This window comes from Mycolicibacterium sp. XJ2546, assembly GCF_053483195.1.
Genome location: NZ_JBEFRW010000003.1, coordinates 441,736 through 464,147 on the forward strand (window position 1 = coordinate 441,736; position 22,412 = coordinate 464,147).

A 22,412-nucleotide genomic window follows, 5' to 3' on the forward strand; every position below is an offset into this window, starting at 1 on the left:
ATACCCCTGACGTCTCGAGGTCATACCTGCAGCCGCGTATAGCGCCCGGCGTTCAGGGGAAACCCGCTACCAGGATCCATCGAGGTGGCAAAAATGCACAACCGAACCGCTATCACCGCAGCAGCCGTCCTGATGATCTGCACCGGCTGCTCATCGGGCGCCAATGCGCTCGGCGAGCATCTGCTGCATCTGCGCGTCAACGGAAACGACGTAGGCGCTTACCCCGTTCACTGCTCCCAGGTGCAGTGGCTGTGGCGCCTCGAGACCATGGAGCAGTCGCCCGGCGTGGTCGCGCAGGTGAACACGGAAGACTCCATCGAGGCGCGTTCGGTGCAGATCAACAACTTAGGTGGATTCACAGGTACCTACTGGGAAGGCACCACCGGCGAGGCCGACGCCAGCCTGGTGGACGGCAAGTTCACGATCACCGGCACGGCGGTCGGGTTCTTTCACGACGATCCCGGCGAGCGCACCAGCGCGCCGTTCGAGATCAACACCGAATGCTGAACCGCCGGTAGGTCCTAACGTCCCTTGCCCAGGGCCTCGACGGCCGCGTCAGCCCACTGGCGCCACTGCTCGGCGTTCGCGCGCGCCTCGGCGGCGTCCTTGTCCCGGCCCGCTGCCGCCGCCTTCTCCGCTTGACGCTCGAATTGCTCTGCGCGGACACGGAACTGGTCGGCGCGCGCCTGCGCCTCGGGGTCCACACCGCGCGTCGGCGCATCGCGGACCTTCTTCTCCACCGCGCGCAGTCGACGTTCCAGTTCAGCCGCGCGCTCACGCGGCACCTTGCCGATCGCCTCCCACTTGTCGCCGATCACACGCAACGCGGCCCTGGCCGCGTCGAGGTCGGAGGTGTCGAGCTTCTCCGCCTCGGCCAAAAGCGCCTCCTTGGCTTGCGCGTTGGCGCGGAACTCCGCGTCCCGCTCGGCGCTGGCGGCGTTGCGCGCCGCGAAGAAGACGTCCTGGGCAGCCTTGAACCGCTGCCACAGCGCGTCGTCGACGTCCTTGGCCGCCCGGCCCGCGGCCTTCCACTCGGCGAGCAGCTCACGGAACGCGGCGCTCGTCGGACCCCAGTCGGTGGAGCCCGACAGCGCCTCGGCGCGTTCGCACAGCGCTTCCTTGGCTTGGCGCGCGCCGGCCCGTTCGCGGTCGAGTTCGGCGAAATGCGATCCGCGCCTGCGGTTGAACGTCTCGCGGGCCGCCGAGTAGCGCTTCCACAGCATGTCGTCGGTCTTGCGGTCCAGCCCGGTGATCGTGCGCCATTCGTCGAGGATTTCGCGCAACCTGTCGCCGGCGACCTTCCACTGCGTCGAGTTGGCGGCCAGTTCCTCGGCCTCGGCGGCCAGCGCCTCCTTGCGGGCGGTCTGCGCGGCGCGGTACTCCTCACGCCTGGCCTTCTCGGCCTGGGCGGCCTGGTCTGCGTGGTCGATGATCGCGGTCAACCGGGCGGCCAGCGCGTCCACGTCGCCGAGCACATGAGCGGTCGGCAGTGACTCGGCCAAGGTGGCCGCGGCGGCCTTGATCTTGCGGGCGTCGCCGCTGCCGGACTCCAGCCGCGTCTCCATCAACGCGACCTCGGTGTGCAGGTCATCGAAGCGACGACCGAAATGTTCGAAGGCCGCCTCGGGGTCGCCCGCCTGCCATGAGCCGATCACCCGTTCGCCTGACCCGGTGATCAGCCACACCGTGCCGTCGGGGTCGACGCGGCCGAACCGGTGCGGATCACTGGCCGGTGGTGCGATGACCGCCGGGGCGGGTCGGCCGGGACGCGGAACGGGACGCGGTGCGCCGGGGCGTGGGGTGGGTTTGGGCGGGAGAGCACCCTGGGTGGGTTTGGGCGGGAGAGCACCCTGTGTGGGTTTGGGCGGGAGAGCACCCTGTGCGGGCTTGGGCGAGGGGCTCGGGCCCCCGGGCTGGCTGGTCGTCATGTCCGTTTCCTCGTACCTCCGCGCGTAACCGCGCACCTGCCGCGCAACGCGGCGCCTGTTCGCTGTTCAACGCTATTCAAACAGGTTGCCGCGCCGCATGCGCACGGCTTCGGGATGCACGCTCTAGCCTCTTCTGGACACATACGACAAGGAGGCCGATGGGCGGCGTCAACGAGGCGACAGATCTCGCCGCCCTGCTGGCCATCGGCGCTGCCGTGTTCGTCGCGATCGGCGACGTCATCCACCAGCGGCAAGCACATCAGGTCACCGACGAACCGGTCGGCCACGCCGCGTTGTTCATGCGGTTGCTGCGTGATCGCCGGTGGTGGCTGGGCAGCCTCGTGGCCGCCGCCGGGTTCGGGTTGCAGGCCGCCGCGCTCGGCCTGGGGTCAGTGCTTCTGGTGCAGGCGCTGCTGGTCACGTCGTTGTTGTTCGCGCTGCCGCTCTCCGCGCGGCTGGCGCGCCGCCGGGTGACGCGGTGGGAGTGGACCTGGGCGGTGCTGCTCGCGGTCTCGGTGGCCGTCATCATCACGGTCGGCAATCCGACCGCAGGACAGGCCCGCGGATCGTCGGAGACGTGGATCGCGGTGCTGGCGGTGCTGGTTCCCGCGTTGGCGCTGTGCGTGATCGGGGCCAGGATCCTGACCGGAGCCGCCAGCGCGGTGCTGCTGGCGTTGGCCTCCGGTGCGCTGTGGGGACTGTTCGCGGTGCTGACCAAAGGGGTCGTCGCCCAGCTGGACTTCAGCAGTTGGGCCGGCGTCGCGGCGCTGCTGCGCAGCCCGGAGCTGTACGCGTTGGTGGCGGTGGCGATCGGGGGCACCGTATGGCAGCAGGCGTCGTTTCGCGCCGGGGCGCTGACCGCGTCGCTGCCGACGATGACCGTCGCCGAGCCGGTGGTGGCCTCGGTGCTCAGCGTGGTCGTGCTGGGGGAGGCGTTGCGCCCCGACGACGCCGGTTGGCTGGCGCTGGTGGGCGCCGTGGTCGTCATGGTGGCTGCGACGGGCGCGCTGGCCCGGGGCGAGGCGGCCAGCGCCGGTCAACCCGCAGCATCGCATTAGCGTGGTGGCGTGCTGAGCGCCATTGCCATCGTCCCGTCGGCACCGGTTCTGGTTCCCGAACTCGCCGCCGGCGCCGCCGCGGAGCTGGCGGACCTGCATCAGGCGGTGCGCTCCGCGGCCGCCGCGCTGCCCGCACGCTGGATCGCGGTCGGGGTGGAGCGCGCCGACGCCGTCGTCGCACCGGATCGGCTCGGCACCTTCGCCGGCTACGGCGCGGACGTCCGCGTCGCGCTGGCCCCGGGCGTCGACGGCGAACCCACGTGGCTGCCGTTGTGCGCGTTGGTCACCGGCTGGCTGCGCGGTCAGGTCAACCCCGAAGCGCGCGCCGAGGTGCGGGTGTACGCCGACGCCCACGGCGCCGATACCGCGCTGGCCCGCGGCCGGGCGCTGCGCGCCGAGGTCGACGAGGCGGTCGAACCGGTCGGCGTGCTCGTCGTCGCCGACGGTGCGCACACGCTGACCCCGAGCGCGCCCGGCGGCTACGAGCCGGATTCGATCCCCGCTCAGCACGCGCTCGACGACGCGCTGGCCGCCGGTGACGTCGCGGCCCTGGCCCGGCTGCCCGCCGGGGCCGTCGGTCGGGTGGGCTATCAGGTACTGGCTGGGCTCACCGAACCCGGGCCCGCAACGGCCACCGAGCTGTACCGCGGAGCGCCCTACGGGGTCGGCTATTTCGTCGGCGTCTGGAAGCCATGACGCGTCCGATCGCGGTCATCGGACCGACGGGCACCGGCAAGTCGGAGCTGGCACTCGGTCTGGCCGAACGCGTCGGCGGTGAGATTGTGAACGCCGACGCCATGCAGCTGTACCGGGGGATGGACATCGGCACCGCTAAGTTGACGGTCCCCGAGCGCCGTGGCATACCGCACCACCAGCTCGACGTGCTCGAGGTGACCGACACCGCCAGCGTGGCGCGCTACCAGCAGGCCGCCGCCGCCGACGTGGAGGCCATCGCGACCCGCGGTGCGGTGCCGATCGTGGTCGGCGGGTCGATGATGTACGTGCAGTCGCTGCTGGACGAGTGGACGTTCCCGGCCACCGACCCGGCGGTACGGGCCAAATGGGAACAGCGGCTCGCCGAGGTCGGTGTGGCCGCGCTGCACGCCGAACTGGCGCGGGCGGACGCCGACGCCGCGTCGTCGATTTTGTCGACCGACGGCCGGCGCATCGTGCGGGCACTGGAGGTGGTCGAGCTGACCGGACAGCCATTCGCCGCGTCGTTCCCCGAGATCGGCGCGCCGCGCTGGGACACCGCCATCATCGGATTAGACTGGGACACAACCGTTCTCGATGTGCGCCTGCGGCAACGCACAGACAAGATGTTCGTCGATGGGTTGGTCGACGAGGTGCTGGTGCTGCTGGGCCGGGGCCTGCGCGAGGGCGTCACCGCGTCGCGCGCGCTGGGATACGCCCAGGTGATCGCCGACCTGGACAGCGGCGGCGACGGTGCCGGGGCCCGCGAGCCGACGTTCGTCGGCACCCGCCGCTACGTGCGCAGGCAGCGGTCGTGGTTTCGCCGCGACCACCGCATCACCTGGCTCGACGGCGCCGGCGCAGACAACGTCGAGTCGGCTCTGCGGGTGTGGCGCGACGTATCCTGAGCAGGTGAGGTTCGCCAAGGGGCACGGCACGCAGAACGACTTCGTGCTGCTGCCCGATCCCGATGCGGGGTTGGTGCTGACACCGGCCGCCGTGGAGGTGCTGTGCGACCGCCGCGGCGGGCTGGGCGCCGACGGCGTGCTGCGGGTGACCCGGGCGGGCGCCGCGCAGCGCGCAGGTGTGCTCGACCGCCTGCCCGAGGGCGTCGACGCCGACGACTGGTACATGGACTACCGCAACGCCGACGGCTCGATCGCGCAGATGTGCGGCAACGGCGTGCGGGTGTTCGCGCACTTCCTGCGCGCCAGCGGGTTGGAAACCCGCGACGAGTTCGTCGTCGGATCGCTGGCCGGCCCCCGCCCGGTGGTGTTGCACGACTGCGACGCCACCACTGCCAACGTCACCGTGGATATGGGCAAGGCCAACCACTTCGGTACGGGGGAGGCGATCGTGGGCGGGCGGCCGTTCGCCGGGCTGGCGATCGACGTGGGCAACCCGCATCTGGCGTGCGTGGATCCCGACCTGACCCTTGATGAGTTGGCCGCGCTGGACGTCGCGGCGCCGGTGTCCTTCGACCGGGTGCAGTTCCCCGACGGGGTCAACGTCGAGGTGCTGACCGCGCCGGCTGACGGTGCGGTGTCGATGCGGGTACACGAACGCGGTGTCGGCGAAACACGTTCGTGCGGAACCGGAACCGTCGCCGCGGCCGTCGCCGCCCTGGCGTTCGCCGGCGCCACCACGGGCACGCTGGACGTGCGCGTACCCGGCGGCGAGGTCACCGTCACCGTCACCGACGCCAGCAGCTACCTGCGTGGTCCGTCGGTGCTGGTGGCCCACGGCGAGGTATCGGAGGAATGGTGGCGCGCTGCCCAGCGTTAATTGAGGTGCATGAAAAGTGATCTCCGTGCGAACCTTGATTCGCCTATGACGTATCCCGAGTTTCCCATCGACGGCACACCCAGCACGGGTGAGCTCGCTCTCGAAGACCGTACCGCGCTACGCCGTGTCGCCGGCCTGTCCACCGAGCTGGCCGACGTCTCCGAGGTCGAGTACCGCCAGCTGCGGCTGGAGCGCGTCGTGCTGGTGGGTGTGTGGACCGAAGGCAGCGCGGCCGACGCCGAGGCCAGCCTGGCCGAACTGGCCGCGCTGGCCGAGACAGCGGGCTCGGAGGTGCTCGAAGGGCTGATCCAGCGCCGCGACAAGCCCGATCCCGCGACCTATATCGGCTCCGGCAAGGCCCAGGAACTGCGCGAGGTGGTGCTGGCCACCGGCGCCGACACCGTCATCGCCGATGGTGAGCTCAGCCCCGCGCAGCTCACCGCGCTGGAAAAGGCGGTCAGGGTCAAGGTGATCGACCGCACCGCGCTGATCCTTGACATCTTCGCCCAGCACGCCACCAGCCGGGAAGGCAAGGCACAGGTATCGCTGGCGCAGATGGAGTACATGCTGCCGCGGCTGCGTGGCTGGGGCGAATCGATGTCGCGGCAGGCTGGTGGCCGTGCGGGCGGTGCCGGCGGCGGCGTGGGTCTGCGCGGACCCGGCGAGACCAAGATCGAAACCGACCGCCGCCGCATCCGCGAGCGGATGGCCAAGCTGCGCCGCGACATCAAGGACATGAAGAAGGTCCGCGACACCCAGCGCAGCGGGCGTCGGCGCAGCGAGATTTCCTCGATCGCAATCGTGGGCTACACCAACGCGGGCAAGTCCAGCCTGCTCAACGCGCTGACCGGCGCCGGGGTGCTGGTGGAGAACGCGTTGTTCGCCACGCTCGAGCCCACAACGCGGCGAGGACAATTCGACGACGGCCGGCCGTTCGTGCTGACCGACACCGTCGGGTTCGTGCGACACCTGCCCACCCAGCTGGTGGAGGCGTTCCGCTCCACCCTGGAGGAGGTCGTCGACGCCGACCTGCTGGTGCACGTCGTCGACGGATCTGACGGCAACCCGTTGGCCCAAATCAACGCCGTACGGGAAGTGATCAACGAGGTGATCGCCGAGCGCAACCTCCAGGCGGTCCCAGAGTTGTTGGTGGTCAACAAAATCGACGTCGCCAGCGATCTCGCGCTGGCACAGCTGCGCCGGGCGCTTCCGGATGCGGTGTTCGTCTCCGCACACACCGGTGACGGGCTGGATCGGCTGCAGTCGCGGATGGCTGAGATGATCACCCCGACCGACACGGCGGTGGACGTGACAATTCCGTATGACCGAGGCGATCTCGTCAACAAGCTGCACGCCGACGGGCGAATCGACGCCACTGAGCACACCGCCGATGGCACGAGAATCAAGGCGCGCGTGCCGATGCCGTTGGCGGCCAGCCTGCGCGCATACGCGACGTTCTAGCGTTACCTCTGCTCGGTTTCCTGTCGTTTCTCAGCGGTTTCGGCCGCGGCGCGGGCACTTTCGGCTTCGGCTTCCTTCTGCGCGGCGTTGCGCTGCGCATCGGCCTTGTCCTGCTGGGCCTTACCCTCGCGGTACAGGTCGTCGCGGCCCGCTACCGCGCCAGCGACCTCTTTGGCCTTGCCCTTGACGCCTTCCACGACGCCCTTGATCCCTTCCTCGGGACCGCTTTTGTTGTCGTCCGACATCGCTGTTTCCTCCCTGGCGGGTTGGTGTGCTCCGCAGATTCCCCGAACGACTCCGTCGCTAAACCAGTCGTGGCCGACGTCACGGCGCTGCCCCACGCGCGCAGGCCGCCGACCATCCGGTTGGCTGGGGTAAATTTGCGGATTCATCGAATTTCCGACCGGAGGTTTCCCATGGCCGGCGTCGTCCAATACGAGCGCACCCTTTTCGAGCCCGAGCACGACCTGTTCCGCGAGTCGTACCGGGCGTTTCTGGACCGCCACGTCGCGTCGCACCACGAACAGTGGGAACAGGACAAGATCGTCGACCGCAACGTCTGGCTGGAAGCAGGCAAGCAGGGCTTCCTCGGGATGGCCGTGCCCGAGGAGTACGGCGGGGGCGGCAACCCCGACTACCGCTACAACGCAGTGGTGGTCGAGGAGACCACCGCGGGCGGCTACAGCGGACTGGGTTTCGGCCTGCACAACGATGTGGTGGCCCCGTACCTGATCAAGCTGGCTAACGAGGAGCAGAAGCAGCGGTGGCTGCCGAAGTTCTGCTCCGGCGAAACCATTACCGCGATCGCGATGACTGAACCGGGCACCGGCAGCGACCTACAGGGAATCAAGACCCGCGCCGTCAAAGACGGTGACCACTACATCCTCAACGGGGCCAAGACGTTCATCACCAACGGCATCCACGCCGACCTGGTGATCGTCGTCGCCTGTACCGACCCGGACAAGGGAGCGATGGGATTTTCGCTGTTGGTGGTCGAACGCGGCATGGCCGGATTCGAACGCGGCCGCAAACTCGACAAGATCGGGCTGGATGCCCAGGACACCGCCGAACTGTCGTTCACCGACGTGCGAGTGCCGGCCGAAAACCTACTCGGCGAGGAGGGTCAGGGCTTCGTCTACCTGATGCAGAACCTGCCGCAGGAGCGCATCGGCATTGCGGTGATCGCCGCGGCGGCAATGGAGTCGACGCTGGAGCTCACCCTGCAATATGCCAAGGAGCGCAAGGCTTTCGGCCGTCCGATCGGCAGCCAGCAGAACAGTCGGTTCCTGCTTGCCGAGCTCGCCACCGAAGCCACGGCGGTACGGATCATGGTCGATGAGTTCATCGGCCTGCACCTCGACGGGAAGCTGACCGCCGAGCAGGCCGCGATGGCGAAATGGTATTCGACGGAGAAGCAGGTGTATTTGATCGACCGGTGCCTGCAATTGCACGGCGGCTACGGCTATATGCGGGAATATCCGGTTGCCCGCGCCTATCTGGACGCTCGCGTACAGACCATTTACGGCGGCACGACCGAGATCATGAAGGAGATCGTCGGCCGTTCATTGGGTGTCTGACTGCGAAGAATCCAGCTGTGGCCTGGCCGAATAGCTCGGGCAGCATTTTCCGAAGACGTGAAATTCGACCGTTGTCGGCGGGCACGACTTGCCAGGTGTTCGAAACTTTCCCGCACCGGCCAGGTATTTTCTCTCCAAGGTCGGCGTGTTCCTCTCGTTGTTGACGCCATTTGACGGCACAGTTGACGGCGCGGTACCGAATCAGGAATCAGGCGCCGACCGCGGGAGGATCTGATGAGCGGGCATCTGACCCGGCGTAGGTGGCGGATCGGCCAGTTGGCCGTCGGCCTGTTGTCGGTGGCGGCGTTGGTCTTGACGGCGCCGGCCGCGTCGGCCCAGCCGGAGGTCGAAGCCAACACTGCGATCACGGCCGCCTGGGAGGCCAGCGGCGGCGACGGCGGCGTGCTCGGGCCCAGGCAGGGCGAGGTCTATGCCCTCGGCGAGGGCTTCGCCCAGGATTTCGCCGGCGGCAAGATGTTCTTCACCCCGGCCACCGGCGCGCACTTCATGACGGGCGCGATCCTGGATAAGTACGAATCGTTGGGCGGGGCCGCCGACGGCGACCTGGGATTCCCCAAAATTGACGAAAGCCCCGGACGCGCCCCCAACAGCCGCAACTCCACGTTCAGCGCCAGCGACAACCCGGTGATCTTCTGGACACCCGACACCGGCGCGCATGTCGTCCGCGGACCGATCAACGCGGCGTGGGACGAACTCGGCGGATCGTCGGGACCGCTGGGCGTGCCCACCGAGGATGAGCGCTACCAGGGCGACATCGTCAGCCAGAAGTTCTCCGGCGGCGAGATCACCTACAACACCAAGACCAAAACCTTCACCACCGTGCCACCGGAGCTGGCCGCCCAATTGGAGGACTTGCAGATCCCGGAGGACCCGGTAGCCGCGATCAACGCCGCACGACGGGCTGCGGGCGGGCCGATGGGGCCGCTCGGCGCCGCCGAAGGCCCGCCGTATCCCATCGGCGCCGACGGCCTCGCCCAGAACTTCGCAGGCGGCAAGATCTTCTACTCACCGGACACCGGTGCGAACGTCCTGACCGGTCAGGTACTCGACAAGTACGAAAGCGTCGGAGGGCCCGAGGGCGATCTCGGATTCCCGGTCACCGGCGAGGTCGACGGCGGCATCACCAACAGCCGGATGAGCACGTTCGGCGCCGAGGACAAGCCGGTCATCTTCTGGACCCCCGACTACGGTGCGGTCATCGTGCGCGGCCCGATCAACGCGGCATGGGCCGAATTGGGCGGCGGCGAGGGCCCGCTCGGGGCTCCCACTGCCGATCAGTCCGAGGACGGCGACGTCATCACGCAGCGGTTCAGCGAGGGCGCCATCTCGTGGGACCGGTCGACGAACTCGTTTACCACCGAGCCGGCCAACCTGGCGCCGCAACTGGCCGGGATGGAGGTACCGGGCCAGACCGCGCCCGCCGCACCCCCGTCGGCGCAAGGCGTAAACGGTAACGACGGCAACGGTTTTCAGTGGAGCTGGTGGTGGCTGCTGGCCATCGTGCCCGCGCTGATACTCATCGGGTTGGTGGCCTTTGCGACGCTGCGCAACCGCCGCGGCGGCGATGACGACGAGTTCGCACTGGGCCGCGATGGGCTGGACGACGGCGGGTACGACCAGGAGCGGTTCGGCGCAGACGACGGCGCCGCACCTCTGTACAGCGCAGGCGACGACGACGTGGCATCCCTGTACAGCGCCGGGGACGACGACGTACCCGCCTACAGCGCAGCGGACGCCCCGGAACCCGGGGTGTTCGGCGACGACTACGACGCGGCGTTGTTCGGCGACCGCTACGCGCGTGAGGGCTTGGACTCGCTGTCATCGCCGACCGACGACGCTGCCACCCCAGAGCCGGTGTCGTCGAGCCCGTGGGAAGCGCCACCGCCCGTCGACGCAGAACCAGAACCCGAAGCCGCGGACGAACCGCCGGCGGCGGAGTTCGACGAGGAAGACCCCGACAACGTCGACACTGCGCCGACGCGGGTGCCCACGGAGGCCGAACGTAGCGCGCTGACCGACACGGGTCGGCACGCCCGCATCGAGCCCGAGGAGCCCGAGCCCGCACAGCCGGCGTTCCGCCTGCCCCTCGACGACTCCAACGACGCGCCGGAGGGTTATCCGATCAAGGCCGACACGCAGTCGGGCCGGTACTGGCTACCCGACACCGTGGGCTATGAGGATACGCGGGCCGAAATCTGGTTCACCAGCGAAGAATTCGCGCGCGCGAACGGCTTCGTCCGCGCCGACTAGGTGCCGACTAGACCTTACGGATCACGGTCACGACCTTGCCGAGCACGGCCGCCTCGTTGCCGGGGATCGGGTCGAACGCGGGATTGTGCGGCATCAGCCACACCTGGCCGCTGGTGCGTTTGAATGTCTTGACCGTTGCTTCACCGTCGATCATCGCCGCGACGATGTCACCGTTTTCGGCGACGTTCTGCTGACGGACGACCACCCAGTCCCCGTCGCAGATCGCGGCGTCCACCATCGATTCACCGACGACCTTGAGCAGGAACAACGACCCCTCGCCGACCAGCTCACGCGGCAGTGGGAACACATCCTCGACGGCCTCCTCGGCCAGGATCGGCCCACCCGCAGCGATGCGGCCGAGCACCGGCACGAAGGTCGGTTCAGGTAGCGCGTCGGAGCCTGCCACCTCGGTGACTGCCGGCATCACGTGGTCGTCGACCCCCCGGACGTCCACGGCCCTGGGCCGGTTGGGGTCGCGGCGCAGATAGCCCTTGCGCTCCAGCGTGCGCAGCTGATGAGCCACCGACGATGTCGACGTCAGGCCGACCGCATCACCGATTTCCCGGATGCTCGGCGGATATCCGCGGGTGCTGACCGAGGCGCGGATGACCTCGAGGATGGTGCGCTGACGCTCGGTCAGACCCGTGTCGGGCCGTCGGCGCGCACCGGTGTTGTCGGTATCGCCGGGGGAATCGCTGCTGGAATCCATGCCGCCGAATGTAACGCGCCGCCGACGATTAATCAAACATGTGTTCGACGCGTGTCGCGAGAAACCCGAGCGGCATTCGCGCGCCCGGATTTGTCAGACCGCCTCGCTATCGTTTGCAACAGTTCGATCACACGTTCTATTAATCGAACATGTGATCGACTATCTTCGAACACAGGAGCGAACGACGCGAGTGGGAGGCAGGCAGATGACGATCATCGAAACCCGGAAGAATTCGGCGGCACCCGCGGCCAGGCCGGGTGTCCGGCCGTCCGGCGCACGACGGAGGCGGCCGACCCGGCGGCCGGGCGGGGCGCCGATCAGGTATCGGGGGAGCGGTGTGGTGGTGTCGCGGGCACCGCATCGGCGCCGCCCGATCACCCCGGCCACCACGGTGGTTCTCGCGCTGATTGCAGCGGCGATCACGGTGTGGCTCGGACTGGTCGCGCAGTTCGGCGGGGTGGTCGGTAGCCCCGCCGCGGTGCCGGATCGGCTCGCGGTGGTGCAGGTGCACACCGGGGAAACGCTGAACCAGGTGGCTGCGCGGGTGGCACCCGACGCGCCGGTCGGCGCGGTGGTGGAACGGATCCGTGAGCTCAACGAACTCGACTCCGCGGTGCTGGACGCGGGCCAGACGCTCATCACGCCGGTCGGCTGACGACATCGTGGGCGCTGAAAAGAGGTGCCGCACACCGGTGTTCGTCGACATTTCGGCCAGGTATGCCCGATTCGCCCCGGCGCTGGGCCATCGGGGTGCGGCGCAGGTACGCTCGGAGTCGTCCCAGGTAGTCGTGTGTTGGCGTGGCGAAGGAGCGGTGATGCACTGTCCGTTCTGTCGCCATCCCGATTCGCGGGTGGTCGATTCCCGCGAGACCGACGAAGGTCAGGCTATCCGCCGACGCCGCTCGTGTCCCGAGTGCGGCAAGCGGTTCACCACGGTGGAGACGGCGGTGCTCGCGGTGGTCAAGCGCAGCGGGGTCACCGAGCCGTTCAGCCGCGAAAAGGTCGTCGACGGTGTCCGGCGGGCCTGTCAGGGCCGCCAGGTTGACGATGACGCGTTGAACTTGCTCGCCCAGCAGGTCGAGGACACCGTGCGGGCGGCCGGCCCCGAGGTGCCCAGCCACGAGGTCGGGCTCGCCATTCTGGGCCCGCTGCGCGAGCTCGACGAGGTCGCCTATCTGAGGTTCGCCTCCGTGTACCGGGGTTTCAGCTCAGCGGAAGACTTCGAACGCGAGATCGAAGCGCTGCGGGCCCATCGTGAGGCTCCCCAGCCGTCCGCCGGCTGAGGCCGGATGCCGACGCTCAGTCGATGTGGCGGGCGCCGTCGCTGACCACGCGTCCCGAGATGCGCACCCAACCTTCGGCGCTCCACTGGGTGTAGATCTCGGAACCCTTGCCCTGCACGATGGTCAGGTCCCGGCTGAGGTAGTCGGTCATGCGTGCCGCCGCCGAGCCGGTGGCCTCGTCTTCGGGCACGCCTAGGTCGGTCGCGAACATCCGCGACCGCACCACCCCCTTGTCGCGGTCGAGCCACGTCCACAGGTAGTGGTTCACGTCGTCGGGATAGTCGGCGGGGTCGGCGTCCAGCAACTCCTCGGTCGAGGTGACGTCGTGGATCGCGAACTCCGGCGCCCACTCCGAACGTGCGCTGACCGCGGTCAGCTCGTCGGCGTAGCCCACCTGGACGATGCCGGCCGGCACCCGCAGCGTGTGGATCGGCGTGCCCTGTTCGCGCAACCACCACGCGGCGCCGACGGTCGGATGCCCGGCGAAGGGCATCTCGGTGCTCGGCGTGTAGATGCGGGCGTGCGCGGTGTTGGTTCCTGGCTGCGGACGTTCGACGAACACGGTTTCGCTGTAACCCAATTGGGTGGCGATCCGCTGCCGATCGTCAGGGTCCACGGTGCCGGCGTCGACGACGCCGAGCGGATTTCCGTGCTTGCCGCCGGGGTCGGTGAAAACCCGCAACACGGTCACGTCGATGGCCATGCGCCGATGCTACTTTGTGCCCGGCTGGCGTCGACCGGCCCCGAGGGTGAGGGGCTCTGGGCGCCTCGCACCGCTAGCGGGTGTCGTCGCCGTCCTGGAAGGGATCCGTGGACTTGTCATCGGACTGTTGAGCGAGGAACCGTTCGAACTCGGCGCCGAGCTCGTCGCCGCTGGGCAGCTCCTCATCACGCGCCAGCAGCGACCGGTTCTCCTGGGCCGCGACGAACGCGTCGTACTGGCGCTCCAGCGCGGTCACCACCTGGGCGACCTCGCTGCTGTCTTCGACCTGTTCGTTCACCTTCATCAGCACTTCGGCGCCCGCCTCGACCAGAGCGTCCAGCGGAAGCTGCAGTGACCCGCTCTTGGCGACCTCGGCCAGCAACGCTTCTGCGGCCGCGGGGTAGGCGGTCTGCGCCAGGTAGTGCGGGACGTGCACGGTAAACCCGACCACTTCGTGGCCGTGCTGGGCCATCCGGAACTCCAACAGGTTGGACACGCTGGCGGGCACCTGTACCTCGCCGACCCATGGTTGGTGGTCGGCGATCAGCTCTTTGTCGTTGGAATGCGCTGTGAGCGTGATCGGGCGCGTGTGGGGGACTGCCATCGGGATGGTGCCCAGCCCGATCACCCGGCGCACCCCGAGCCGTTCGGCCAGCAGCCGCACTGCGGTGATGAACCGCTCCCACCGCAGATCGGGCTCCATCCCGGCGAGGAGCAGGAACGGCGTCCCGACGCTGTCGCGCAGCGCGTAGAGGTTGAGTTCGGGGTCTTCGTAGTTGGTGAAGTGGTCGGTCTTGAAGGTCATCAGCGGACGCCGGGAGCGGTAGTCCAGCAGCTCGTCGATGGCGAACGACGCCACCAACTCGGTGTCGAGGGTGTCGCGCAGGTGCTGCGCGGCCAGCCGGATGGCGTGGCCGGCGTCGGAGAAGCCCTCGAGCGCGTGGATCATCACCGGTCCGCGGCCGTCTGCAGAGGACAGTTTGGGCGCCGGGAACTCGAGTTCGTACATGCCGGTCTGCTCCGGCTGGTACTGCTGTTCAGGACTGCCTGGACTGTCGGTCATTTGTTTTCGTCTCCTCACCGCGGTGCCAAGACATTAGCGCTTCTATCGTTCCAACTGATTTCTGAGTCGTTGCGTTCCCGCTGGGCGAGCAAACATTCCTCAGGCGCGGAAGTGGTTCAACGCCCACAGTTTGTTCATCACGTCCAGCGCCGCGACCTTGTAGGCCTCGGAGAATGTCGGGTAGTTGAACACCGCGTCGACCAGGTACTCCACCGTGCCGCCGCAGCCCATTACGGCCTGGCCGATGTGCACCATCTCGGTGGCGCTGGTGCCGAAGATGTGCACGCCGAGCAGCTTGAGGTCGTCGGTGGACACCAGCAATTTGAGCATGCCGTAGGAGTCGCCGGCGATCTGCCCGCGGGCCAGTTCGCGGTAGCGTGCCACCCCGACTTCGTAGGGAACGGCGTTGCGGGTCAGTTCGACCTCGGTGGCGCCGACATAGGACACCTCCGGAATGCAGTAGATGCCGATCGGCTGCAGGTCGGTCATTCCCTTGGCGGGTTCGCCGAACGCGTGACAGGCCGCGAGCCTGCCCTGATCCATCGACGTGGCGGCCAGCGCGGGGAACCCGATCACGTCGCCGACGGCGTAGATGTGGTCGATCTTGGTCTGGTAGTTGCTGTCGACGGCGATGCGGCCGCGGTCATCGGTCTGCATCCCGGCGTTGCCCAGGTCGAGCTTGTCGGTCTGGCCCTGTCTGCCGGCCGAATACATCACGGTCTCGGCGGGAATCTGCTTGCCGCTGGCCAGTGTGGTGACCGTGCCCGCGGACCCGACGTCCACGGCGGTCACCTCCTCACCGAACCGGAACGTCACCGCGATGTCGCGCAGGTGAAACCGCAGTGCTTCCACGATCTCGGGGTCGCAGAAGTCCAGCATGCTGTCGCGCTTCTCGACGACGGTGACCTTGGTGCCGAGCGCGGCGAACATCGATGCGTACTCCAACCCGATTACCCCGGCACCGACGACCACCATCGTGGACGGCAGCGACTTGAGGTCGAGGATGCCGTCGGAGTCGAGCACCCGTTCCTCGTCGAACTCGACGCCGGCGGGGCGGGCCGGTTTGGTGCCCGTGGCGATCACGATGTAATCGCCGCTGACCGTGGTGCGCTCGCCGCGGGTCGGCTCCTCGACCAGCACGGTGTGGGCGTCGATGAACCGGCCGTGGCCCTGGATCAGGTCGATGCGGTTGCGCATCAACTGCGCGCGGACGACGTCTTGCTCCTTGCCGATCACATGGGTGGTGCGTGCCAGCAGGTCGGCCGGGGTGATCTTCTCCTTGACGCGGTAACTGCTTCCGTACAACTCGCGCTGGCTCAGGCCGGTGAGGTACACCACGGCCTCGCGCAGTGTCTTGGACGGGATGGTCCCGGTGTTGACGCAGACGCCACCGAGCATGCGGCCGCGTTCGACGACCGCGACCGTCTTGCCCAGCTTCGCCGCGGCGATCGCGGCCTTCTGCCCGCCCGGACCGGAACCGATGACCACGAGGTCGTACTCGAGCATGGAACCCATGCAAAAGGTGTACGCCAGTCGCACCCGTCATGCAGCGCGACTCGCATGACTGCATGCCGTCGTCTGCATGGGGCGCTGACGCGCGCCTGACCGCCACCCGGCCTGGGCGATGAGACGATGACCGCGATGGTGAACACGAGGTCGTGGTGGGCGTGTGGATGTGCGCTGGTCATGGCGTCGACGATGCTGTCGGGCTGCGCCCGGGTGGTCGCCGGGTCCGCCCGCGTCGCGGACTCCGCGCCGGTTCCGATCGCCCAGCTATTGATCGAACCGGCGCGCTTTCCGCCGCAGTATCCGGCCGCGGTGCTCGACGGCACCGCGGTGTATCGGGCGTTGCACGACATCGACGGCGTCGCAGCCGGGTCAGTGGTGACGCCGGCCGACTGCGCGCCGCCACCGGTCGCAGCCCACCAGAGCGTGGCCGCCGAAGGCATCGACAGCACGACGGCCAGCAGCCTGATCGTCACGGTGACCCGGCCCGCCCCGGCGCTGCGCAAGAGAAGTGAGCAATTGCGCCGGTGCGCGTCGTTCACCGCCGCGCACCACGGTGTCCCGTCCGATGTGACCGTGACGATGCTGCCCAAACCGCCGGTCGACGCCGACGACAGCCTGGCCGTCGACCAGACCGTCACCCCGCAAACGGGGCCCGCGCGCCGGACCTTGACCTTCGCCGCGCAGATCGGTGATACCCGGGTCAGCGCGACCTGGCTGCATCAAGGTGACGCCGAGGTGCCCGACACCACCTCGCTGCACACGCTGTTCAACGACGCGGTGTTGAAGGTGCGACGAAGCACCTAGGTCCGTCGGGTGCCTTTCATCCCCAACGGCGAATTCATCCACAGCCACCCCACCGCAGCGTTCCGAACCGGCTGAAACCGTCGGCTCCCTCGCGACGGTGGACACATGACCACATCGCAATCACCCGATTTCTATCTGAACCGTCCCGGCGTGCTGATCGCCGCCTTACCTGCCGTGCTCGGCTTCGTGCCGGAAAAATCTCTCGTGCTGGTCACCGTCGAACGCGGCGCGATGGGATGTGTGATGAGAGTCGACCTCTCAGATGACTTGCCCGACTGCCTCGACCACATCGCCGAGGTGGCGGCCGGGGCCAGGCCGGACTCCGCGATCGCCGTGATGGTCGACGAGGAAGGGGCCAACTGTCGGCTCTGCAACGACGACTACCGGCACCTCGCGGACGCGCTGACGATGTCGCTGGCCGAGCAGGGGATCGAACTGCTCGCCGCGCACGTCGTCGATCGGGTCGCCGCCGGCGGGCGTTGGCACTGCGCCGACGGTTGCGGCAGTGCCGGCACCGTCGAGGATCCGTCGGCGTCACCGCTGGCCGCGGCCGCCGTGCTGGACGGGCGCAGGCTCTACGCGCGGCGGGCCGAACTGCAGCAGGTCATCGCGGTCAGCGATCCGGGGCGCACCTCGGCGCTGGCCGCCGCGATCCGCGACGGCGGCAAACGCACCGATGCCCAGGCGCGACGCGATATCGAGGCCGCGATCGAGGCGGCCGCGCACGTGGCCGGCGGCGACGAACTGTCCGATGACACGTTGGCCCGGCTCGCCGATGCGCTGACCGACCCCACCGTGCGCGACACGCTGTATGCGTTGGCGGTCGGGGAGAACGCCGGGCAGGCCGAGTCGTTGTGGGCCGAGTTGTGTCGGCGACTGCCCGAGCCGTGGCGGGTCGAGGCGCTGGTACTGCTGGCCTACTCGGCGTACGTGCGTGGCGACGGGCCGCTGGCCGGGGTGTCGCTGGAGGCCGCGCTGCGCTGCGACGGCACCCACCGGATGGCGGGCATGCTGGACACGGCGCTGCAGTCGGGGTTGCGGCCGGAACGGATCCGGGAGCTGGCGGCCACGGGGTTCCGGCTGGCCGACCGGTTGGGGGTGCAGTTGCCGCCCAGGCGCCTGTTCGGGCAGCGGGCGGGGTAGCTCTAGACCTTCTCGACCTTCACGGCGTGCGCCATCGGGTAGGGCAGCTCGACCTGCTCGTGGCCGGGGATGACGATCATGACCCCGCCGTTGTCGTTGATCTGCACGGTCACCCTCGCGTTGGGCACCACACCGGCGTCTTTGAGCCGGCCGATGAGCTCGGCGTCGCCCTGGACGTGCTCGGTGAGTTGCCGCACGACGACGGCGACGGGCATTCCGGCCGGAAGCTCGGTGAGCCGGACCAGGTTCATCTGGTCGGCGCCCAACGCCGAACCGGCCAGCCCGAGTTCGGACAGGCCGGGGATTGGGTTACCGAACGGGGACGTGGTCGGGTTGTCGAGGACCTGCACCAGTCGGCGCTCGACGTCCTCGCTCATCACGTGCTCCCACCGGCACGCCTCCGCGTGCACTTCCTCCCACGGAAGGCCGATCACATCGACGAGCAACCGTTCGGCGAGCCGGTGCTTACGCATCACGGCCACGGCCAGCTGGCGACCCTTCGGGGTCAGCTCAAGATGCCGGTCGCCGGCGACATGCAGCAATCCGTCGCGCTCCATCCGCGAAACCGTCTGGCTCACGGTCGGACCGCTTTGATCGAGACGCTCAGCGATGCGCGCACGCAGTGGCACCACGCCCTCTTCCTCGAGGTCGTAGATGGTCCGCAGGTACATCTCAGTGGTATCGACAAGATCGTTCATGGCACCCTCCGTCACGGCGAGTCTACCGGCTTAGCTGGAGAAACTGGGGTCTAACGTGCCGCGATGGAGGCGTACTGCCCCCGACGCAAGACAAGCCCGCCGGTTTCTCGGCGGGCTTGTCTGTTGGTTGTTAACTGGCGTAGGAGCGCAACCGGTCGGCGCGTTCGCCGTTGCGCAGCTTGGCCATGACCTCACGTTCGATCTGGCGAACCCGCTCGCGCGATAGGCCGAACAGCTTGCCGATCTGGTCCAGCGTGCGCGGCTGACCGTCATCGAGGCCGAAGCGCAGCCGGATCACCTGCTGCTCGCGCTCGTCGAGGGTGGCCAGCACGTGCCGGATGTCGGTGTGCAGCAACTCGGAGATCACCGCGTTCTCGGCCGACATGGCCTCGGCGTCCTCGATGAAGTCGCCCAGCGGGGCTTCCTCGTCGCTGCCGACGGGCATGTCCAGGCTCACCGGGTCGCGGCTGTGCTCGAGCAGATCGGTGATCTTCTCCACCGGGATGCCCGACTCTTCGGCCAGTTCCTCGTCGGAGGCTTCGCGGCCCAACCGCTGATGCATCTCACGCTTGATACGGGCCAGCTTGTTGACCTGCTCCACGAGGTGAACCGGCAGCCGGATGGTGCGGCTCTGATCGGCCATGCCGCGGGTGATCGCCTGACGAATCCACCACGTGGCATACGTGGAGAACTTGAATCCCTTGGCGTAGTCGAACTTTTCCATCGCACGAATCAGACCGAGGTTGCCCTCCTGGATCAGGTCGAGCAACGGCATCCCGCGGCCGGTGTAGCGCTTCGCAAGCGACACCACGAGCCGGAGGTTGGCCTCCAGTAGATGCCGACGCGCCGCCTCACCGTCGCGGACGATGGTGGCAAGATCACGTTTGCGGTTCTCGCCCAATCGCTTTCGTGTCTCGAGAAGATGCTTGGCGTAGAGGCCTGCCTCAATGCGCTTCGCGAGCTCGACCTCATCGGCGGCATTGAGCAAGGCCGTTTTGCCGATGCCGTTGAGGTATACGCGCACGAGGTCCGCGGCCGGGCTCTGGGCGTCCAGGTCGTGGTCAACGCGGCTTGAGGTGGCATTTGCCATGACGGCCTCCTGATCGGGTCGAACTGTCATGAGCTACAACGCCCACGTGATCGAAAGAGTTCCCAGCGATCGGCCGGTTCACACACGTTGATCAGGGGTTTTTCGACGACGACCTGAGAATGTGCTGAGAATCAGCCCAGAACGTTCTCAGCTGGGAACATCACCTTTGGGCTCGTCCTCGTCCACTTGCCCCGCTGCGTTCGGCGCTACCGGTTCGCCGCTTTCGATGGCGGTTTGTTCGGCCGACTCGAACGCCTCGCGGTGGCGTTCGCCGTTGTACCGGCGGGGCTCATCGGCGCGGCGCGGGGGACGGTCGTTGGCGATCAACACCGCCATCCACGGCAGGGGAATGGAGACCACGATGATCGCCAACGAGATCAACCCGTTGTGCCAGATGCCGTACGCGATGGCCGCGAAAACCAACGCGGGAATGCGAACCGACATGAGCGTGAGGTACTTACGTACCCGTTGGCGGTGCTGTTCCTCGTAGGCGGGCGCGGCGCGAGTGATCAAGACGGGCCGGCCGTCGTCATCGAAACTCAGCTCGTGGCCGTGTTTCATACCTCCACTGTTCCACACTCGTCGTCTGCTGTACGGGTCGGATCCGGGGAATGCAGAATGGACATATGCGAACCCAGACCATCGAGCGCACCGACACCGACGAACGCGTCGACGACGGTACCGACGACGACGCCCCGAAGTTCTTCCACTACGTCAAGAAGGACAAGATCGCCGAGAGCGCGGTCATGGGTACACACGTCGTCGCGCTGTGCGGTGAGGTGTTCCCGGTGACGAAATCGGCCAAGCCCGGCTCCCCGGTGTGCCCGGAGTGCAAGCGCATCTACGAGAAGCTCAAGACGTAGGCGGGTCGGCGTTCGCCGCTGCCGGTTCCGGTGCCGCGCCGACGGTGGCGTCGACGCTGGCAGGGCTGCCCGCCGCCTGACCCGATCCGTTCAGCGACTCGGCCTTACCCGCCAGCCACCACCGGAAGCGTTTGGCATGGGTGGCCGGTGCCGGCCACTCCTCCTCGACGGCGGCGTTGAGTTCCGCCCCGATCATGATCGCGAAACCGAGGAAGAACGCGAACAACAGGAACGCGATCGGCGTCGCCAGCGCACCGTACGTGTAGCCGGTCGCGGTGATCCAGGTCAGGTAGAACCGCAGGCCGAACGTGGCCAGCAGGAACACCACGGTCGCGAGCACCGATCCCAGCAGCAGCCGGTGCGACGGCAGCGGTTTGGGCAGCGACACTCGGTAGAGAAGGTTCACCCCGATGATCAGGCCGAGCACCAGCACGGGGTAGTAGCCGAACCGCAGCACATGGTCCCAGCTGTCGGGGATGAACTCGGCGATCTTGCGCGGGCCCAACGCGATGAACGGGGCGGTGATGATGGCCAGGACCAACATCACCACGTACAGGCCCAGCGCGAAGAACCGCTGGCGCACCGGATGGCGCAGCGGCGTCTGATCGTGGGCCTCGGTGATCGAGTCGACGAAGGCCGAGATGGCCGACGACCCGGCCCACAGCGAGATCACGAAACCGAGTGACACCACCTCGCCGCGCGCGCCCTGAACGATGTCGCGCACCGTCGGCTCGATGATCTCGACGACCACGTTCGACGAGAAGAACCTGCCCGCCGTGTCGATGATCTGGCTCTCGATCGTCGGCAGCGTCTCCGGGCCGAACAGCGGCGCCACGTAGGCCAGGCTGCCGAGCATTCCCAGCAGCAGCGGCGGCAGGGACAGCGCGGACCAGAATGCCGCCTGCGCGGACTCCGAGAAGATCGAGTCGTCCCAGCTTTTGGACAAGGTGCGCCGCACCATATGCCAGACGTGGTGGCGCGACGGTCTCGTAGCGGCGGGCTGGTCCTCGTTCATGACCAGTCCAGCATTCCTGACGACAGCTGCAGCCGCCCAGCACGGCGCGAGCCGTGTCGTGGGGTCAGACCTCCACCGGGCTCACTTCGAGCTTGGCGGCCAACTCGACCAGCTTCGTCTCGTGCTTGTTGGCGTGGTGCTGGCAGAACAGCAGTTCACCACCCGATGGAAGCTTGGCACGTACCCGCGCGGCGGCCCCACACCGATCGCAGCGGTCAGCCCGGGTCAACTCGGGACTGGTGAGCGTTGCGTTCATGGCGACCTCCGTATTGCTTCGCGTGCTTCCACTGTCTCAGACGTTTTGGCTTGAAGGCTTGTTCCCTGATCCTTACCGGTGTGTCGCGTCTCACCGTTACACAGCTTGGCCGAGACGGCAGGCTGACCATATGTCATCGCAGCCCGTTGCGTTGGTCCACCTGTGCGGCGCCGACGAGTGGCGCGCGGCCCAGGAAGTCGGCGAGCACCGGCCGGCCTCGCTGACGACGTCGGGGTTCGTCCACCTGTCGACACCCGAGCAGGTGCATCTGCCCGCCAACCGGCTCTACGGCGGCCGCGCCGATCTGGTGCTGCTGCGCATCGACCCCGCACGACTGTCCTCTCCGGTTCGCTGGGAACCCGGTGTGCCCGCTGATCCAATGGGGATGGAGTTCCCACATCTGTATGGACCATTGCCGATTTCGGCTGTGATCAGCGTCACGCCGTACCTGCCGGACGCCCACGGACGGTTTGCGCCGCCGCCGTCCTAACCTGTCCACGACA

General features: G+C 67.9%; 25 protein-coding genes. 14 read left to right on the plus strand and 11 right to left on the minus strand.

What is annotated here, in order from left to right:
• The first annotated feature begins 93 nt into the window (after positions 1-93).
• Entirely contained in the window at positions 94-507 is a 414-nt protein-coding gene (locus ABQE44_RS08565) for a lipoprotein LpqH (protein ID WP_448429149.1), read from the plus strand.
• 14 nt (positions 508-521) lie between these two features.
• Here ABQE44_RS08565 and ABQE44_RS08570 read toward each other — a convergent pair whose 3' ends face one another.
• Positions 522-1,928, minus strand: a complete 1,407-nt coding sequence (locus tag ABQE44_RS08570; RefSeq protein ID WP_448391071.1) for a DUF349 domain-containing protein — start codon at positions 1,926-1,928, stop codon at positions 522-524.
• Between the two features lie 158 nt (positions 1,929-2,086).
• On the opposite strand from ABQE44_RS08570, the gene ABQE44_RS08575 reads away from it, so the two are divergent.
• Genes ABQE44_RS08575 through hflX form a run of 5 tightly spaced genes read left to right on the plus strand, consistent with a single transcriptional unit; the run spans position 2,087 to position 6,925 of the window.
• The gene (locus tag ABQE44_RS08575; protein ID WP_448429151.1) at positions 2,087-2,986 is read left to right on the plus strand and encodes a DMT family transporter; all 900 of its coding nucleotides are present in this window, start codon (positions 2,087-2,089) and stop codon (positions 2,984-2,986) included.
• Between the two features lie 9 nt (positions 2,987-2,995).
• Positions 2,996-3,682, plus strand: a complete 687-nt coding sequence (locus tag ABQE44_RS08580; protein ID WP_448429153.1) for a class III extradiol ring-cleavage dioxygenase family protein — start codon at positions 2,996-2,998, stop codon at positions 3,680-3,682.
• Positions 3,679-4,587 carry a tRNA (adenosine(37)-N6)-dimethylallyltransferase MiaA gene (miaA, locus tag ABQE44_RS08585; protein WP_448391074.1) on the plus strand — a complete coding sequence of 303 codons (909 nt, stop codon included), beginning with the start codon at positions 3,679-3,681 and terminating at the stop codon, positions 4,585-4,587. Before ABQE44_RS08580 ends, miaA begins: the two co-directional genes overlap by 4 nt.
• Before the next feature lie 4 nt (positions 4,588-4,591).
• Entirely contained in the window at positions 4,592-5,464 is an 873-nt protein-coding gene (gene dapF, locus ABQE44_RS08590) for a diaminopimelate epimerase (protein WP_448391075.1), read from the plus strand.
• A 45-nt stretch (positions 5,465-5,509) separates the two neighbouring features.
• Entirely contained in the window at positions 5,510-6,925 is a 1,416-nt protein-coding gene (gene hflX / locus ABQE44_RS08595) for a GTPase HflX (RefSeq protein WP_448429155.1), read from the plus strand.
• Positions 6,926-6,927: 2 nt separating this feature from the next.
• On the opposite strand, the gene mbp1 is transcribed toward hflX, so the two are convergent.
• On the minus strand, positions 6,928-7,170 hold the full coding sequence (mbp1, locus tag ABQE44_RS08600; protein WP_448391078.1) for a microaggregate-binding protein 1: 243 nt from the start codon (positions 7,168-7,170) through the stop codon (positions 6,928-6,930).
• A gap of 171 nt (positions 7,171-7,341) precedes the next feature.
• Between mbp1 and ABQE44_RS08605 the strand changes: the two genes are divergently transcribed.
• Together ABQE44_RS08605 and ABQE44_RS08610 are read left to right on the plus strand one after the other, a co-directional pair.
• Positions 7,342-8,502, plus strand: coding sequence for an acyl-CoA dehydrogenase family protein (locus ABQE44_RS08605; protein WP_448429157.1), 1,161 nt, complete (start codon positions 7,342-7,344; stop codon positions 8,500-8,502).
• A gap of 234 nt (positions 8,503-8,736) precedes the next feature.
• Complete coding sequence (locus ABQE44_RS08610) at positions 8,737-10,773, plus strand: sunset domain-containing protein (RefSeq protein WP_448429159.1); 2,037 nt, start codon at positions 8,737-8,739, stop codon at positions 10,771-10,773.
• Positions 10,774-10,780: 7 nt separating this feature from the next.
• On the opposite strand, the gene lexA is transcribed toward ABQE44_RS08610, so the two are convergent.
• A complete protein-coding gene (gene lexA / locus ABQE44_RS08615; RefSeq protein WP_448391082.1) occupies positions 10,781-11,482 on the minus strand; it encodes a transcriptional repressor LexA in 702 nt (233 codons plus the stop codon).
• 205 nt (positions 11,483-11,687) lie between these two features.
• Between lexA and ABQE44_RS08620 the strand changes: the two genes are divergently transcribed.
• Positions 11,688-12,137, plus strand: coding sequence for a LysM peptidoglycan-binding domain-containing protein (locus tag ABQE44_RS08620; protein WP_448391083.1), 450 nt, complete (start codon positions 11,688-11,690; stop codon positions 12,135-12,137).
• Positions 12,138-12,297: 160 nt separating this feature from the next.
• Positions 12,298-12,765: a transcriptional regulator NrdR gene (gene nrdR, locus ABQE44_RS08625; RefSeq protein ID WP_448391084.1), complete on the plus strand. Its 468-nt coding sequence runs from the start codon at positions 12,298-12,300 to the stop codon at positions 12,763-12,765.
• A 16-nt stretch (positions 12,766-12,781) separates the two neighbouring features.
• On the opposite strand, the gene ABQE44_RS08630 is transcribed toward nrdR, so the two are convergent.
• The 3 genes from ABQE44_RS08630 to sthA all read right to left on the minus strand — a co-directional run bounded on the left by ABQE44_RS08630 (position 12,782) and on the right by sthA (position 16,037).
• On the minus strand, positions 12,782-13,468 hold the full coding sequence (locus ABQE44_RS08630; protein ID WP_448429161.1) for a PhzF family protein: 687 nt from the start codon (positions 13,466-13,468) through the stop codon (positions 12,782-12,784).
• 73 nt (positions 13,469-13,541) lie between these two features.
• Entirely contained in the window at positions 13,542-14,531 is a 990-nt protein-coding gene (locus ABQE44_RS08635; RefSeq protein ID WP_448391086.1) for a proteasome assembly chaperone family protein, read from the minus strand.
• A 99-nt stretch (positions 14,532-14,630) separates the two neighbouring features.
• Positions 14,631-16,037, minus strand: a complete 1,407-nt coding sequence (sthA, locus tag ABQE44_RS08640) for a Si-specific NAD(P)(+) transhydrogenase (protein ID WP_448391380.1) — start codon at positions 16,035-16,037, stop codon at positions 14,631-14,633.
• A 135-nt stretch (positions 16,038-16,172) separates the two neighbouring features.
• Here sthA and ABQE44_RS08645 point away from each other — a divergent pair, with 135 nt between their 5' ends.
• Together ABQE44_RS08645 and ABQE44_RS08650 are read left to right on the plus strand one after the other, a co-directional pair.
• Positions 16,173-16,844 carry a hypothetical protein gene (locus ABQE44_RS08645; RefSeq protein WP_448391087.1) on the plus strand — a complete coding sequence of 224 codons (672 nt, stop codon included), beginning with the start codon at positions 16,173-16,175 and terminating at the stop codon, positions 16,842-16,844.
• A 105-nt stretch (positions 16,845-16,949) separates the two neighbouring features.
• A complete protein-coding gene (locus tag ABQE44_RS08650; RefSeq protein ID WP_448429163.1) occupies positions 16,950-17,987 on the plus strand; it encodes a DUF4192 domain-containing protein in 1,038 nt (345 codons plus the stop codon).
• 2 nt (positions 17,988-17,989) lie between these two features.
• Here the strand turns inward: ABQE44_RS08650 and ABQE44_RS08655 are convergent, their stop codons facing one another.
• The 3 genes from ABQE44_RS08655 to ABQE44_RS08665 form a co-directional block, all read right to left on the minus strand.
• Positions 17,990-18,685: an iron-dependent transcriptional repressor DtxR gene (locus ABQE44_RS08655; protein WP_448391089.1), complete on the minus strand. Its 696-nt coding sequence runs from the start codon at positions 18,683-18,685 to the stop codon at positions 17,990-17,992.
• Between the two features lie 130 nt (positions 18,686-18,815).
• Entirely contained in the window at positions 18,816-19,775 is a 960-nt protein-coding gene (locus tag ABQE44_RS08660) for a sigma-70 family RNA polymerase sigma factor (protein ID WP_448391090.1), read from the minus strand.
• 147 nt (positions 19,776-19,922) lie between these two features.
• Complete coding sequence (locus ABQE44_RS08665) at positions 19,923-20,336, minus strand: DUF3099 domain-containing protein (RefSeq protein WP_448391091.1); 414 nt, start codon at positions 20,334-20,336, stop codon at positions 19,923-19,925.
• Positions 20,337-20,401: 65 nt separating this feature from the next.
• Between ABQE44_RS08665 and ABQE44_RS08670 the strand changes: the two genes are divergently transcribed.
• Positions 20,402-20,638, plus strand: coding sequence for a DUF3039 domain-containing protein (locus ABQE44_RS08670; RefSeq protein WP_448391092.1), 237 nt, complete (start codon positions 20,402-20,404; stop codon positions 20,636-20,638).
• On the opposite strand, the gene ABQE44_RS08675 is transcribed toward ABQE44_RS08670, so the two are convergent.
• Positions 20,628-21,653, minus strand: coding sequence for a YihY/virulence factor BrkB family protein (locus ABQE44_RS08675; protein WP_448429165.1), 1,026 nt, complete (start codon positions 21,651-21,653; stop codon positions 20,628-20,630). The genes ABQE44_RS08670 and ABQE44_RS08675 overlap by 11 nt on opposite strands.
• 64 nt (positions 21,654-21,717) lie before the next feature.
• The gene (locus ABQE44_RS08680) at positions 21,718-21,909 is read right to left on the minus strand and encodes a DUF7455 domain-containing protein (protein WP_448391094.1); all 192 of its coding nucleotides are present in this window, start codon (positions 21,907-21,909) and stop codon (positions 21,718-21,720) included.
• A gap of 130 nt (positions 21,910-22,039) precedes the next feature.
• On the opposite strand from ABQE44_RS08680, the gene ABQE44_RS08685 reads away from it, so the two are divergent.
• Positions 22,040-22,399, plus strand: coding sequence for a DUF952 domain-containing protein (locus ABQE44_RS08685; protein ID WP_448391095.1), 360 nt, complete (start codon positions 22,040-22,042; stop codon positions 22,397-22,399).
• Positions 22,400-22,412 lie beyond the last annotated feature (13 nt).

Coding starts and splice junctions, on each gene's coding strand:
- ABQE44_RS08565 (WP_448429149.1), top strand. CDS start 94: ATGCACAACCGAACCGCTATCACCGCAGCAGCCGTCCTGATGATCTGC.
- ABQE44_RS08570 (WP_448391071.1), bottom strand. CDS start 1,928: ATGACGACCAGCCAGCCCGGGGGCCCGAGCCCCTCGCCCAAGCCCGCA.
- ABQE44_RS08575 (WP_448429151.1), top strand. CDS start 2,087: ATGGGCGGCGTCAACGAGGCGACAGATCTCGCCGCCCTGCTGGCCATC.
- miaA (WP_448391074.1), top strand. CDS start 3,679: ATGACGCGTCCGATCGCGGTCATCGGACCGACGGGCACCGGCAAGTCG.
- hflX (WP_448429155.1), top strand. CDS start 5,510: ATGACGTATCCCGAGTTTCCCATCGACGGCACACCCAGCACGGGTGAG.
- mbp1 (WP_448391078.1), bottom strand. CDS start 7,170: ATGTCGGACGACAACAAAAGCGGTCCCGAGGAAGGGATCAAGGGCGTC.
- ABQE44_RS08605 (WP_448429157.1), top strand. CDS start 7,342: ATGGCCGGCGTCGTCCAATACGAGCGCACCCTTTTCGAGCCCGAGCAC.
- ABQE44_RS08610 (WP_448429159.1), top strand. CDS start 8,737: ATGAGCGGGCATCTGACCCGGCGTAGGTGGCGGATCGGCCAGTTGGCC.
- lexA (WP_448391082.1), bottom strand. CDS start 11,482: ATGGATTCCAGCAGCGATTCCCCCGGCGATACCGACAACACCGGTGCG.
- ABQE44_RS08620 (WP_448391083.1), top strand. CDS start 11,688: ATGACGATCATCGAAACCCGGAAGAATTCGGCGGCACCCGCGGCCAGG.
- nrdR (WP_448391084.1), top strand. CDS start 12,298: ATGCACTGTCCGTTCTGTCGCCATCCCGATTCGCGGGTGGTCGATTCC.
- ABQE44_RS08630 (WP_448429161.1), bottom strand. CDS start 13,468: ATGGCCATCGACGTGACCGTGTTGCGGGTTTTCACCGACCCCGGCGGC.
- ABQE44_RS08635 (WP_448391086.1), bottom strand. CDS start 14,531: ATGACCGACAGTCCAGGCAGTCCTGAACAGCAGTACCAGCCGGAGCAG.
- sthA (WP_448391380.1), bottom strand. CDS start 16,037: ATGCTCGAGTACGACCTCGTGGTCATCGGTTCCGGTCCGGGCGGGCAG.
- ABQE44_RS08645 (WP_448391087.1), top strand. CDS start 16,173: ATGGTGAACACGAGGTCGTGGTGGGCGTGTGGATGTGCGCTGGTCATG.
- ABQE44_RS08650 (WP_448429163.1), top strand. CDS start 16,950: ATGACCACATCGCAATCACCCGATTTCTATCTGAACCGTCCCGGCGTG.
- ABQE44_RS08655 (WP_448391089.1), bottom strand. CDS start 18,685: ATGAACGATCTTGTCGATACCACTGAGATGTACCTGCGGACCATCTAC.
- ABQE44_RS08660 (WP_448391090.1), bottom strand. CDS start 19,775: ATGGCAAATGCCACCTCAAGCCGCGTTGACCACGACCTGGACGCCCAG.
- ABQE44_RS08665 (WP_448391091.1), bottom strand. CDS start 20,336: ATGAAACACGGCCACGAGCTGAGTTTCGATGACGACGGCCGGCCCGTC.
- ABQE44_RS08670 (WP_448391092.1), top strand. CDS start 20,402: ATGCGAACCCAGACCATCGAGCGCACCGACACCGACGAACGCGTCGAC.
- ABQE44_RS08675 (WP_448429165.1), bottom strand. CDS start 21,653: ATGAACGAGGACCAGCCCGCCGCTACGAGACCGTCGCGCCACCACGTC.
- ABQE44_RS08680 (WP_448391094.1), bottom strand. CDS start 21,909: ATGAACGCAACGCTCACCAGTCCCGAGTTGACCCGGGCTGACCGCTGC.
- ABQE44_RS08685 (WP_448391095.1), top strand. CDS start 22,040: ATGTCATCGCAGCCCGTTGCGTTGGTCCACCTGTGCGGCGCCGACGAG.